Here is a 13,498-nt window from a genome sequence, read left to right as displayed (position 1 = left end):
TGCCGCCGCCGCGGCGACCGTCAGCGTCGAAGGCATCGCGCTCACCCAGCTCGGCGCGCAATTGCGCGAGATTGCGTCCCATCGCGAGCTGACGCCCGTGCTCGTAGATCACCTTGAAATTCATGAACAGGTGCGCAGGCAGCGTCTCGAGCTTGAAGTCGCTCGTCTTCATCGCGATCTGCGTCTGCGCCCGCACGTCCGCGATCAGCGCCTCGACGAGCCCGCCCGCGCCGAAACGCTCGCGCCCGGTTCGCTCGACAAAGCCCGCCGCGTATTCGGGCAGCGGCACGCAATGGCGGCGCAGCTTCTGCGGCAGCGACTTCAGCAGAAGCTGAACCTTCTCCTTCAGCATCCCCGGCACCAGCCACTCGCAACGCCGCGCATCGACCTGGTTCAGCGCGTAGAGCGGCACCGCGAGCGTCACGCCGTCGCGCGGCGCACCCGGCTCGAAGTGGTACGTGAGCGCCATCTCGACGCCCGCCATCGTCGCGCGCTTCAGGAACAGCTCGGTCGTCACGCCCGCCGCCTCGTGGCGCATCAGGTCGTCGCGCGACAGGTACAGCAGGCGCAGCTTGTCGTCAGGCTGGCCGGCCTGCTTCACCTCGTCGCGATACCAGCGCTCGAATGCGGCGCCCGAATGGATGCCGGCCGGAATCGCCTGATCGTAGAACGCGTAGATCAGCTCGTCGTCGACCAGCACGTCCTGCCGGCGCGACTTGTGCTCGAGCTGCTCGATGTCCGCCAGCAGCTTGCGGTTGTGCGCGAAGAACGGCAGCTTCGTGTCGAACTCGCCTTCGACGAGCGCGCCGCGGATGAACAGCTCGCGCGCACGCGCCGGATCCTGTTTGCCGAACGCGACGCGGCGCCGGTGATAGACCGGCAAGCCGTACAGCGTCGCGCGCTCGAATGCGCTCACCTGCGCCGGGCGTTTTTCCCAATGCGGCTCGGACAGCGACTTCTTCAGCAGATGCGCGCCGACCTTCTCGATCCATTCCGGCTCGATCTTCGCGAGGCAGCGCGCATAAAGCCGGCTCGTCTCGACAAGCTCGGCCGCCATGACCCAGCGCCCGGCCTTCTTCGCGAGCGCCGAGCCCGGCCACAGGAAGAACTTGATCCCGCGCGCGCCCAGATAATGCGGCTCGTCGTCCGCCTTCAGGCCGAGGTTGCCGAGCAGGCCGGTCAGCAACGCCAGATGAATCTGCTCATAGGTCGCTTCCGCTTCGTTCAGCCGCCAGCCGTGCTCGCGCACGACGGTCAGCAGTTGCGAATGCACGTCGCGCCATTCGCGCAGACGCAGGTGCGACAGGAAGTTCGCCCGGCAGGCATCGATCAGCTGGCGGTTCGATTTCTTGTGCGCGACCGCCTCCTCGAACCACGCCCAGATCTTCAGCCATTGCAGGAATTCCGAACGCTCGTCGGCGAACTTGCGGTGCGCCTGATCGGCCTGCTCCTGCGCGTCGATCGGCCGGTCGCGCGGATCCTGCACCGACAGCGCGCTCGCGATGATCAGCACTTCGCGCAGCGACTGCTGGTCGCGCGCGCCGAGAATCATCCGCCCGACCCGCGGATCGAGCGGCAGGCGCGCCAGCTCGCGGCCAAGCGGCGTGAGCGCGTTGTCGTCGTCGACCGCGCCCAGCTCGTTGAGCAGCTGATAGCCGTCCGCGATCGCCCGGCCCGGCGGCGGCTCGAGGAATGGAAACGCCTCGATCGCCGTCAGATGCAGCGACTTCATCCGCAGGATCACGGAGGCCAGCGACGAGCGCAGGATTTCCGGATCGGTGAAACGCGGCCGCGCCTGGTAATCCGACTCCTCGTACAAGCGGATGCAGATGCCGTCCGCCACCCGGCCGCAACGGCCGGCGCGCTGGTTCGCGGCCGCCTGCGAGATCGACTCGACCTGCAGCTGCTCGACCTTGTTCCGGTATGAATAGCGCTTCACGCGCGCGAGCCCGGTATCGACGACATAGCGGATGCCCGGCACCGTCAGCGACGTTTCGGCAACGTTCGTCGCGAGCACGATGCGGCGCGCGTTCGACGGCTTGAACACCTTGTCCTGCTCCGCCGCGGACAGCCGCGCGAACAGCGGCAGGATCTCCGTATGCGGCGGATGATGCTTGCGCAGCGCTTCCGCGGCGTCGCGGATCTCGCGCTCGCCGGGCAGGAACACCAGCACATCTCCCGGGCCTTCGCGGCACAGCTCGTCGACCGCGTCGACGATCGCGTCCATCAGGTCGCGCTCGGCCTCGCGCGCCGTCTTCACGCGGTCGCGGCTGGCGGTGCCTTCGGCATGCCTGACCGCCGGCCGGTCCTCGGCGACCGGCCGGTAGCGGATCTCGACCGGATACAGCCGCCCGCTCACCTCGATCACCGGCGCGGGCCGCGTTTCCGTGCCGAAATGGCGCGCGAAGCGATCCGCGTCGATCGTCGCCGACGTGACGATCAGCTTCAGATCCGGACGCTTCGGCAGGATCTGCTTCAGGTAGCCGAGCAGAAAATCGATGTTCAGGCTGCGCTCGTGCGCCTCGTCGATGATCAGCGTGTCGTAGGCTTTCAGCAGCGGATCGGTCTGCGTCTCGGCGAGCAGGATGCCGTCCGTCATCAGCTTGACGGACGCGCCCGGCGCGAGATTGTCGGTGAAGCGCACCTTGTAGCCCACCACTTCGCCGAACGGCGTGCCGAGTTCTTCGGCGATGCGCCGCCCGGTCGACGATGCGGCGAGCCGGCGCGGCTGCGTGTGGCCGATCAGGCCCGAACCGCCCGCGCCGAGACCGCGCCCGAGTTCGAGACAGATCTTCGGCAGCTGCGTGGTCTTGCCCGAGCCGGTCTCGCCGCAGACGATCACGACCTGATGATCGGCGATCGCGCGCGCGATCTCGTCGCGCTTGCCGGAAACCGGCAGGCTTTCGGGGAAGGTAACGGGTGGAACGGGATTCGGTGTCACGTTCGCGCGCGGCGGACGATCGCGGCGCGGGGGGCGCGCATCCTGCGCCGCGGGCGGGTTCTGCGTCTTGCGCGCAGCAGCCGCGCCATCCCGGGACATGCGCGACGGCGCATCGGCCCGCGTCGCCACGGGACTTTTAGGTACATTCGACATGGGTGCGCATTATAATCCCGCCCATGAATTCCCAAACCGACCTCCCCACCGTCAAGTCGGGCGCCGCCGCACCCGCTGCAGCCGACGATTCGGCCGCGAACCACGCCCAGTTCGTCGACTGGATGCGCTCGGTCGCGCCCTATATCCACAAATTCCGCAACAACACGTTCGTCGTGGGTTTCGGCGGCGAAGTGGTGCAGCAGGGGCTCCTCAATGCGCTGGTGTCCGACATCGCGCTGCTGCAGGCGATGGGCATCCAGATCGTGCTGGTGCATGGCTCGAGGCCGCAGGTCGAGGAACAGCTGAACCTGCACGGCGTCGAATCGGAGTTTTCGCACGGGCTGCGCATCACCGACGCACGGGCGCTCGAATCCGCGAAGGAAGCGGCCGGCGAAGTCCGGCTCGACATCGAGGCCGCGATCAGCCAGGGTCTGCCGAACTCGCCGATGGCGCACGCGCACATCAGCGTCGTGTCGGGCAACTTCGTGACGGCCCGCCCGGTCGGCATCCTCGACGGCGTCGACTTCGCCCACACGGGCATCGTGCGCAAGATCGACGCGGAATCGATCCGTCATTCGCTCTCGAGCCGCAAGCTCGTGCTGCTGTCGCCGCTCGGCTTCTCGCCGACCGGGGAAGCGTTCAACCTGTCGATGGAAGACGTCGCGTCCGCCGCGGCCATCGCGCTGCGCGCCGACAAGATCATCTTCCTGACCGACGGGCCCGGCATCGTCGACGACGCGGGCGACCTGGTCCGGGAAATGTCGCTCGACGCGGCGGCCGAGCTGCTCGATTCGGGCGACCTGCATGGCGACGACGCGTTCTTCCTGAAACATGCGATCCGCGCGTGCCGCGGCGGCGTGACGCGTGCGCACCTGATCCCGCAATCGCTCGACGGCAGCGTCCTGCTCGAACTGTTCCTGCACGACGGCGTCGGCACGATGATCTCGTACGAGAACCTCGAGAGCCTGCGCGAGGCGACGCCGGACGACGTCGGCGGCATCCTGTCGCTGATCGAGCCGCTCGAGACGGACGGCACGCTGGTGCGGCGCGGCCGCCACCAGATCGAACGCGACATCGACCATTTCTCGGTGATCGAGCACGATGGCGTGCTGTTCGGCTGCGCGGCGCTCTATCCGTATCCGCTCGAGAAGATCGGCGAGATGGCGTGCCTGACGGTCGCGCCCGAAGCCCAGGGATCGGGCGACGGCGAGCGGCTGCTCAAGCGCATCGAACAACGCGCGCGGGCGCGCGGCCTCACGCACATCTTCGTGCTGACGACGCGCACCGAACACTGGTTCCTCAAGCGCGGCTTCGTCAAGGCGACCGTCGACGACCTGCCGGAAGACCGCCGCAAACTCTATAACTGGCAGCGCAAGTCGCTCGTGCTGATGAAACAGCTCTGAGCGCCGCCGCCCTCCCCCAGACTGCTTACAGGAGAAGTACACGATGGCTCGAATGGTTCAATGCGCGAAGCTCGGCAAGGAAGCCGAAGGTCTCGATTTCCCGCCGCTGCCGGGCGAACTCGGCAAGCGCATCTACGAAAGCGTCTCGAAAGAGGCATGGCAAGGCTGGCTCAAGCAGCAGACGATGCTGATCAACGAGAACCGCCTGAACATGGCCGACCCGCGTGCGCGTCAGTATCTGATGAAGCAGACCGAGAAGTACTTCTTCGGCGAAGGCGCGGATCAGGCAGCAGGTTACGTGCCGCCGACGGAGGGCTGACGCCGCGGCATCCGGGAATCACAGGAGAAACGGCGCCGCGCTTGATGCGCGGCGCCGTTTTTTTGGGTGCGGCGAGCGCGTGCCTGCCGCATGCGCTTTCGCATTCAGGATCGCCGGCGTCGACATCCGCCGATATCCGTTGCGACGTCCGACGGACTTCTGCGAGCAAATATAAAAAAATTTGCAGAAAGTACTTTACGAAGTTCAAAAGCCCTGACATAATTGCATCTTCTTTGGGCGGTTAGCTCAGCGGTAGAGCACTGCCTTCACACGGCAGGGGTCACTGGTTCGATCCCAGTACCGCCCACCAAAGATTCGAAAGCCAGCTCATCGAGCTGGCTTTTTTGTTTTCCGAGCAATCGAATGCTCTCCTCGTGCGCGTTCCGCCCTCCCCCGAATCGGGTTGTTAGCCACAAATTTTCCGTTGCGCGCTCGCCGTTTCGACACCCGGGCAGTCACCAAAGCTTGGACGCGCTGCGCTGAGCCCGAGATCATCCACGGCGTATCGTTGCCCGTTGACCGCACGGAAACTGAGCGGGACACCTTCGGCAATTTCCTGAAACGGTTCGCCGAAGAAGTCCCGTCGCACCAAAAAGGCGGCGCCGGCCAAGGCTCACGCATTCGAAAAATTCGAACCGATGCGCTCACCCATCAATTCGCCGCCTCCACCGTGTGCCGCAACTCCTGGTAGCTGCGCAGACCGGCCAGCCCCAGCTCGCGCCCGAGACCGCTCAAACCCAGGCCGCCCCAACACACCTGCGGAAAGATCAATTGCGGCGTGTTGATCCACACGAGCCCCGCGCGCAGTTCGGCCTTATATCGGCGCGCCGCATCCCGATCGCCGGTCACGACCGTCGCAACCAGTCCATAACGCGTGTCGTTGGCCAGCGCGATGGCTTCGTCGTCAGTCCGGAATGACTTCACGCATGCGACCGGCCCGAATACTTCATCGGTCCAGAGTACGTTGTCTGCCTCGGGTTCGGCGATCACGACGGGGGCCATGAAGAAACCCGCGCCGCGCGCGCTGTCCGCGTTGCCGCCGAATGCAATCCGCGCGCCCGCCGCCACGCCCTGCTCGACGAGCGCCTGCACGCGCGCGCGCTGCGTCTGCGAGATGAGCGGCCCCATCGACACATTTTCCGCGTCAGGCGCGCCCAGGTGGACGGCACGCACCGCCGTCTCGAACGCTGCCATGAATTTTCGGTACACGTCGTCCTGCACGAGAATGCGCGAAGTGGCCGAGCACATCTGCCCGGCATTGGCGAACGCACCGCTCACCGCGAGTGAAACCGCGTGGTCGATGTCCGCATCGGCGCGTACGATCAGCGCCGACTTTCCGCCCAGTTCGAGCGTGACGCGCTTCATGTCCAGCGCCGCGGTCTCCATCACCTTGCGGCCGACCGCCGTGCTGCCGGTGAACGAAATCTTGTCGACGAGCGGATGTGCCGTGAGCTGCGCGCCCACTTCGCCGCCGCCGTTGACGAGATTGACTACGCCAGCGGGGACGCCTGCTTCGCTCACGATCTGCGCAAGCAGATGCTCAACCGGTGAAGTCAATTCGGAAGGCTTCCACACGACGGTGCAACCTGCTGCGAGTGCGGGCGCGAGCTTCCATGCGGACGTGACCATCGGGAAATTCCACGGCACGATCAGCGCCGCCACGCCGACCGCTTCGTAGTAGCGTTCGCCCGTGACGGTGTCGTCGGGCAGGACAATCGCTTCGGGCGCGAATGCGGCGGTTTCCGCACACAGATCGCCGTAGTACGTGAAGGTGGCGACGGCGTCGCTCACATCGAGATCGGCTTCAGACGGCGGCTTGCCGCTCACCTGCATCTGCATCGCGGCAAGACGCGCGCGGTCCGCCTCGATCAACTCAGCAATCCGGTGCAGCAACTTGCCGCGCGTGGCGGCGGAGGTGGCCCTCCACGCGCCGAGCGCAGCGTGCGCGGCGCGTACAGCCGCATCGATCTGCGCGGCGCTCGCATGCTCCTGCCATCCGATCGCTTTGCCCGTCGAGGCGTTGTGAATCGGCGTGGCATGTTTCGGGTTGTCGGCCCCTATCGCGACTCCCGCAACGGTGGCAGCAGGCAGCACGAACGGACCAGCCTCATGATGGAATGGGGTTATCGCAGCCATGCGTCAGTTCCTTTGGATTTCGATATGCCGTTCAACGATGTGCGACACCGGGCATCACGCTGCCACCTGCGGCAGTCGCATCATGGCGGCTCATGGTGGCCATATCGCCGAAGTGCGGCAGGTCGTTTCCGCCGGACGGCCGATTGAGTTCGCGCTGCATGTCCTGTCTCCGATCTAGAAGTGATACCGATCGGATGATGTTAGGCGAGACGCGTGCCGCACGAATGACGAAGTGGAGATGTTTACATCGACGTCAATCGATGAGAAAGGCGCGTTACGTGTCCTGCAAGCGGACGCAAGCGTGGCCCCAGGCGATCAGTTCGCGCTTGGTGCGCACGCCGAGTTTCGCGAACGCGCGCTTCACATACGACTCAGCGGTGGCGGTACGCACGCCGAGGATTTGCGCAGCTTCGGGCACCGTGCGGCCAGTGATGAGATGCGCACAGATTTCGTACTCGCGCTTGGAAAGACGGATGGCGTCGGTGGCCATGCGTGCGTCGAATTGCGCGAGCGGATGCAGAAACGAAGTGGGATGTGCGACGCGCCGCGCGGCGCTGGTGGTGGCGTGCAGTTCGAGCAGCGGAAACAGAAAGTCGCTTACGTTGCGAAAGCCGTTCATTTCGGCCAGCGTGAAGGGCGGCGCATGCAGTGCACGCTCGAGCGCGATCGAATGCTGGCCGTGGCGGGTGCCGCGTGCGAGCACGCATTCGTGCGCGATGCGCGCTTCGTCGAACAGGCGCCGTCGAAATTCGCCCGGCGGAATCGCGCCGATGTCGCGTACCACGAGCAGCGTGCCCACCTTGCCGCGTATGCCCGCGAACAGCGGATCGCTTTCGTAGAAGCGATCGTAGTAAAGCGTCATCACCTCGGAAATGGTGCCGCTGTCCACGCCCACGCCGCTGCTGCCGACCCATTCACAGCGAAAGCCTGTAGGCATGCTGCTGTCGACATGCGAGCGCTCGATATGCACGACATTGAGCGGGACGATTTCGTTGAGAAGCAGCGCGAGACGCGATACGAAATCGGGCGTGCCCACGGCTTCGATCACATGACCGAGCGCCTTGAACGACAGCGGGACATTCTGCGAGCCGGCATTGAGCGTGGGGGCATTGAGCAGCATGGCGCGCACCCGAAAAAAGGTGACCCGATTGTACCCGAACGCATGCGGGCGCCGCGAGGCGGACATGTCGGCGGCCAGGCGACACCCGGCTCGGCAGACTCGGGAAAACCCCAGGATGGGTGACGACACCCAGCAAAAGGCATATTGCCCCCCCTGCGGGGGGGCATACCGGCGCTTCGTGAGTCGGTACCTTTGGCGCCACTGAATGATTTGAAACCCGCACATCGAAGGAAACCGACATGAGCAAGCTGATTCACGACGTCAAGGAACTGGGTGCAGGTCTGGGCGAGTACACCCGGCTCGACTACGGCATGGACGAAAGCGACTGGCGCGGCGCCGAAGGCAAGAGCAGCAACTATGTCGTGGGCTGGTGGGAAGGCAAGGTGGGATCGGTCGAGTTTCCCGCCACGGTCGCCGACGAAGCCGTATGGCTCGTCGAAGGCAGGATTGCGCTGACCGACGTGAATGGTGGTCGCAAGGAGTTCAAGGCAGGCCAGGGCTATCTGCTGCCCGCAGGCTTCGCGGGTCGCTGGGAAACGGTCGAGGATGCGAAAAAGTTCTACGTCCTGCTCGAATCGCCGCAGCGCCTGCCCCGCGTTTGAAGAGGAGACGCATCATGAATGACCGCGTCCGGTTTTTCGAAGCGCAGCCGTCCGCATCGCCCGAATGTCACCCGGCACGGCCGCCCGTCGCGCTCGGTGTGGAAGAAGCGCTCGCACACACCACACTCTCTCCGTACTGGCTCGACAACCCCGCCGAACCGCCTGTCGAGCCCAGGCTCAGCGGCGACAAGCACGCCGATCTGCTGATCGTCGGCGGAGGCTTTACGGGGTTGTGGGCGGCGGTGCAGGCGAAGGAGCAGATGCCCGAGCTGGACGTCGTGCTGATCGAAGCGGGCCAGGTCGCGCATGGCGCATCCGGCCGCGCGGGGGGCATCATTTCGACTTCGGTGATGCACGGTCTGCCCAACGCCGTCCGCGTGTTCCCGAACGACATTGCGGAACTCGAGGCATTCGGCCATCGCAATCTCGATGGATTCGAAGAGACGCTCAAACGCTACGACATCGACGCCGACATCGAATGGAACGGCGAAATGACGGTGGCGGTCGATCCCGAACATATCGGGCATTTGCGCGCCGACTACGATCTGCATACGCAATACGGCCACGATGTCGTGCTGCTTGATAAGCAGGAGACGCGCGAGCAACTGAATTCGCCGCTCTTCGCCGGCGCGCTCTGGTCGCGCAATCGCAGCGGCATCGTGCATCCGGCGAAGCTCGCGTGGGGTCTCAAGCGGGCAGCGCTCAAGCTCGGCGTACGGATCTATGAACGCAGCCCGCTCCTGAGCGTGGCAGACGAAGGCGAAACCGTGTTCGTGAAAACGCCCGAGGGCAGCGTACGCGCACCACGCGTGCTGTTCGGCAGCGGGACCGCGAAGGTGGGCATTCCCGACATCAACCGCCGCGTGCTGCAGGTGCGCGACCATGTGCTCGCCACCGAGCCGCTTACCGACGAACAACTCGCCCGCATCGGCTGGAAGAATCGCCAGGGCATTTACGACACGCGCACGCAGCTCAATTATTTCCGCCTCACGAAGGACAACAGCATCATTTTCGGCGGTCTCGTGAGTTACCACTTCGACGGGAATCCCGACCCGCGGCAGGACCAGCAACGCGAAACGTATTACCGTCTCGCGCAGGCGTTCTACTCTACCTTTCCGCAACTCGCGGACGTGCGCTTCTCGCACGCGTGGGGCGGCCCGATCGACTATTGCTCGCGCGGCTCGGTGTTCGCGAAGCGCTATCTGGGCGACAAGGCGGTGTTCGTCGCGGGCTATACCGGGTTCGGCGTGGCCGCGAGCCGCTTCGGCGCCTTCATGGGCCTGAACATCCTGTTCGACCGCCCGAGCCCCGAGCGCAGTCTCGACATCGCCAATCTGAGCCCGACGTATATTCCGCCCGAGCCGGTGCGCTGGCTTGCCGCGAAAATCACGTTCCATGCGTTCGACGGCGCGGATGCCGAAGGCGGCTGGAAGCGCGCGTGGATCAAGGGCATCAAGGCGATGGGCTTTCCCATGTAAGCCTGTGGCGGCGCAGCGGCATGTTCTCCAATACTTCCGATCTCGACCTGCGGCTCGTGCGGGTCTTTCTGGCCGTCGTGGATGCGCGCGGCATCACCGCCGCCGAAGCGACGCTGGGGGTGCGTCAGTCCAACATCAGCTCCCAGCTCTAGGCGCTCGAAGCGCGCGTCGGCTTCACCCTGTGCGAGCGCGGACGCGGCGGCTTTCGTCTCACGTCGAAGGGCGAGCGCTTCGTTGCGTCGGCGCGCGCGCTCGTCGCGGCGACCTCTCAATTCGTGGCGCAGGTGCGCGATATCGACCGCAAGCTGGTGGGCACGCTCTCAATCGGTCTAATCGGGCAGGTCTCGCATGTGGAGAACGCGCGGTTCGCGGAAGCAATCGGCGTCTTTCGCAAGCGCGATCAGGCCGTGCGCTTCGTGATGCGCGTGGCGCCGCCGCAAGAGCTGGAAGAATGCCTCGTCAATCATCAGCTCGATCTGGCCATTGGTTATTTCTGGCATCGCGTGGCGGGACTCGACTACACGGAACTCTTCCGTGAGCGTCAGGTGATCTGCTGCGGACGCGGGCATCCGCTCTTTCACCAGGGGCCACACGTCACGCTCGACGCGCTTCGCACACAGGAATGGATCTGGCGCAGCTACCCGGTGCCGGAAGAACTCGCCAGCATCGGCGAGCGGCCGGTGACGGCAATCGCGGACAGCATCGACGCCGCCACGGTGCTGATTCTCTCGGGCAGTCACATCGGCTATCTGCCTGAGCATCATGCGGAGCCGTTCGAGCAGCGTGGCTTGATACGCGTGCTGGGACGCGCATCGTTTGGTTTCGACGTGGCGCTGCATCTCGCGACCAAACGCGGCACAGCCGACAAGCCCATCCTGAGCGCGTTTTGCGAAGACCTGATGAACGTCTATGGCGCCATGGCTGCCTAGCGCGCCGAGCGCATGAAGAATGCGCGCGGCATACAAAAAACATTGGCCGTACGCGATGTGAACGTTTCGAATGCGCAATATGGCGCGCAAGCATGTGATTTAGAGTGAACGGCAGGGTTGAAGACAGTGCATCGAAACGATGCCCCCAGGAGCGAGACACATGGCAGACAATACAAATATCACGCATATCGAAACATTTGGCTTCGAACGCATTCCCGACGCTTCGCGCTACGCGCGTCCCATCGATCTTTTCCGGCTGCTGTTCGGCGGCTGCAATACCTTTTCCACTTCGGTGCTGGGCGCCTTTCCGGTGCTCGTGGGCCTGTCGTTCCAGGCAAGCCTCTGGTCGATCGTGATCGGCGTGCTCGCGGGTACCGTCATGCTGGCGCCGATGAGCTTGTTCGGGCCGCGCAACGGCACCAACGATCCGGTGTCGTCGGGCGCGCACTTCGGCATTCATGGCCGGATCGTCGGTTCGTTTCTCGCGCTGCTGACGTCCATCACGTTCTTCTCGCTCGCCGTGTGGAGTTCGGGCGACGCGCTCGTGGGCGGTGCGCATGACCTGGCGGGCGTGCCGGTGAACCGCTGGACGCTCGGCTCGGCCTACCTCGTGTTCGCGGTGCTCGTGCTGATCGTGTGCATCTACGGTTTCCGCTTCATGCTGTGGGTGAACAAGATCGCCGTATGGGCCGCGAGCCTCATGTTCATTCTCGGCGCGTTCGCGTTCGCGAAGCCCTTCGACATTCACTATGCAGGCACGCTGCAACAAGGCAGCGCCGGCTTCTGGGCAGCCTTTGTCGGCGCGACCCTCGTGGCGCTCAGCAATCCCGTCTCGTTCGCAGCGACGCTCGGCGACTGGGCACGCTACATTCCCGATACCATTCCGCGCCGCCGCGTAATGGGCGCCGTCTACGCTGCGCAGATCGCGACCTTCGTGCCGTTCTTCTTCGGTCTCGCGACGGCAACCATCATCGCCACACATGCGCCGACGTATATTACGTCGAACGATTACGTCGGGGGGCTGCTCGCCGTGTCACCGCGCTGGTTCCTGCTGCCGATGTGTCTGATCGCGACGATCGGCGGCATGTCGACGGGCACGACCGCGCTCTACGGCACGGGCCTCGACATGTCGAGCATGTTCCCGAAGGTCCTCGACCGCGTGCGCGCCACGCTGCTGATCGGCACGCTCGCCATCGCATTTATTTTCATCGGCCGCTTCGCCCTCAATCTCGTGGAAAGCGTCTCGACATTCTCCACGCTCATCTGCACCTTCAGCTGTCCCTGGATGGCGATCATGGTGATCGGCTTCATGCAACGTCGCGGCTTCTATCTCGGCGACGATTTACAGGTGTTCAATCGCGGCGGCCGTGGCGGTCACTACTGGTTCACGCGCGGCTGGAATCTGCGCGCAATGGGCGCGTGGCTGCCGGCGGCGTTCATCGGCCTGTCGTTCGTGAATCTGCCAGGACAGTTCGTGGGTCCGCTCGGCTCGCTCGCGGATGGGTGCGACCTCAGCGTACCAGTGTCGTTCGTCGTGGGCGGCGTGCTGTATTTCGCGATGCTGTGGCTTTTCCCGGAGCCGGACGCGGTATATGGCCCGCAAGGCCGCCGCTTCGTGCGTGGCCCCCGTCATGCGGCGCGCGTTTCGACGCCGATGCCGGTGACGGCGCGCGTGGTGCGCGAAGAACGTCAGCCGCGCCACACGACGCAAGGCGTCGCGCGCGTTCGCAGCGAATCGTGAATACGCCGGATGAGCAATGCCAGCGCCTCATGCAAGCGTCGTCCCGCCGTTTGACATGAGCGCCGCCGGGTGTGCGCCGCACGCAAGCGGCGCATCTCGATCGAGCATGCCGCCGCATCGCATGCCAGGCCGCTCCGCCGTCGCATCGAACGCCCGTTTCGCCTTTTCAACGATTTCATCGACTTCGCCCGCCGTGATCACGAGCGGCGGCGACAGCAGCATCCGGTCCCGCTCGCGGGCATGATCAGGTTGCCGTTGAAGCAGAAGTCGCGGCAGACCGTGCCGACGTCGCCGCCATTTTCGAAGCGCAGGCGCGTCGCCGGATCGCGCGCGCCAGCCCCACGTCACACGTGCAGCAGCAGATGCCGGCGCTCCCACGAACTGATCACGCGGAAAAACGCCTCGTACTCCGTTTCCTTCAACGCGAGATAGGCCTTCACGAACTTGTCGCCGAGAATTTCCGCGAGCGGCGTGCAGGCCGCCATCAGCGTGATGCCCTCCTCGAGGTTGCGCGGCAACTGGTACGGCAGGTCGTAGCCGTCCGACGCGATCGGGTCGGTCGGATCGAGCTGCTGCGCGATGCCGAGATAGCCGGCGGCGAGCGTTGCCGCAAAGGCGAGATACGGATTGCAGTCGACGCCCGGGATGCGGTTCTCGATGCGCCGCGCCACCGGGC

At 65.0% G+C, this 13,498-nt stretch carries 9 protein-coding genes, 1 tRNA gene and 3 pseudogenes; 7 read left to right on the top strand and 6 right to left on the bottom strand.

Annotation, left to right across the window (positions count from 1 at the left end):
* Positions 1-3,094, bottom strand: a 3,094-nt coding sequence (gene hrpA, locus KH616_RS12545) for an ATP-dependent RNA helicase HrpA (RefSeq protein WP_292244875.1), incomplete at its 3' end; no start/stop codon positions are given.
* A gap of 23 nt (positions 3,095-3,117) precedes the next feature.
* Between hrpA and argA the strand changes: the two genes are divergently transcribed.
* The 3 genes from argA (at position 3,118) to KH616_RS12530 (ending at position 5,126) form a co-directional block, all read left to right on the top strand.
* Positions 3,118-4,497 (top strand): amino-acid N-acetyltransferase, encoded by a 1,380-nt coding sequence (argA, locus tag KH616_RS12540; protein WP_292244873.1) that lies wholly within the window; start codon positions 3,118-3,120, stop codon positions 4,495-4,497.
* A 43-nt stretch (positions 4,498-4,540) separates the two neighbouring features.
* On the top strand, positions 4,541-4,816 hold the full coding sequence (locus KH616_RS12535; RefSeq protein ID WP_292244871.1) for an oxidative damage protection protein: 276 nt from the start codon (positions 4,541-4,543) through the stop codon (positions 4,814-4,816).
* Between the two features lie 235 nt (positions 4,817-5,051).
* Positions 5,052-5,126, top strand: a tRNA-Val gene (locus tag KH616_RS12530).
* 341 nt (positions 5,127-5,467) lie between these two features.
* Here the strand turns inward: KH616_RS12530 and KH616_RS12525 are convergent.
* The 3 genes from KH616_RS12525 to KH616_RS12515 form a co-directional block, all read right to left on the bottom strand.
* On the bottom strand, positions 5,468-6,952 hold the full coding sequence (locus KH616_RS12525; RefSeq protein ID WP_292244869.1) for an aldehyde dehydrogenase family protein: 1,485 nt from the start codon (positions 6,950-6,952) through the stop codon (positions 5,468-5,470).
* 31 nt (positions 6,953-6,983) lie between these two features.
* The gene (locus KH616_RS12520) at positions 6,984-7,112 is read right to left on the bottom strand and encodes a hypothetical protein (protein ID WP_292244867.1); all 129 of its coding nucleotides are present in this window, start codon (positions 7,110-7,112) and stop codon (positions 6,984-6,986) included.
* Between the two features lie 114 nt (positions 7,113-7,226).
* Entirely contained in the window at positions 7,227-8,072 is an 846-nt protein-coding gene (locus KH616_RS12515; protein WP_292244878.1) for a helix-turn-helix transcriptional regulator, read from the bottom strand.
* 239 nt (positions 8,073-8,311) lie between these two features.
* Between KH616_RS12515 and KH616_RS12510 the strand changes: the two genes are divergently transcribed.
* From KH616_RS12510 to KH616_RS12495, 4 genes and pseudogenes are all read left to right on the top strand, one after another.
* Positions 8,312-8,674 (top strand): cupin domain-containing protein, encoded by a 363-nt coding sequence (locus KH616_RS12510; protein WP_292244864.1) that lies wholly within the window; start codon positions 8,312-8,314, stop codon positions 8,672-8,674.
* Positions 8,675-8,688: 14 nt separating this feature from the next.
* Entirely contained in the window at positions 8,689-10,152 is a 1,464-nt protein-coding gene (locus tag KH616_RS12505; RefSeq protein WP_292244862.1) for an FAD-dependent oxidoreductase, read from the top strand.
* A 20-nt stretch (positions 10,153-10,172) separates the two neighbouring features.
* Positions 10,173-11,081, top strand: a pseudogene (locus KH616_RS12500) (LysR family transcriptional regulator).
* A gap of 160 nt (positions 11,082-11,241) precedes the next feature.
* Entirely contained in the window at positions 11,242-12,822 is a 1,581-nt protein-coding gene (locus KH616_RS12495; RefSeq protein WP_292244860.1) for a cytosine permease, read from the top strand.
* A gap of 129 nt (positions 12,823-12,951) precedes the next feature.
* On the opposite strand, the pseudogene KH616_RS12490 reads toward KH616_RS12495, so the two are convergent.
* A pseudogene (locus tag KH616_RS12490) lies at positions 12,952-13,154 on the bottom strand (aspartate aminotransferase family protein); the annotation flags it as partial.
* A 12-nt stretch (positions 13,155-13,166) separates the two neighbouring features.
* Positions 13,167-13,498, bottom strand: a pseudogene (locus KH616_RS12485) (glutamine synthetase); the annotation flags it as partial.

Origin of the sequence: Burkholderia sp. (assembly GCF_018375725.1) — a bacterium.
Classification (GTDB): domain Bacteria; phylum Pseudomonadota; class Gammaproteobacteria; order Burkholderiales; family Burkholderiaceae; genus Burkholderia.
Note: the sequence above shows the minus strand (reverse complement) of the source record. Positions and strands in the feature narration are given on the sequence as shown.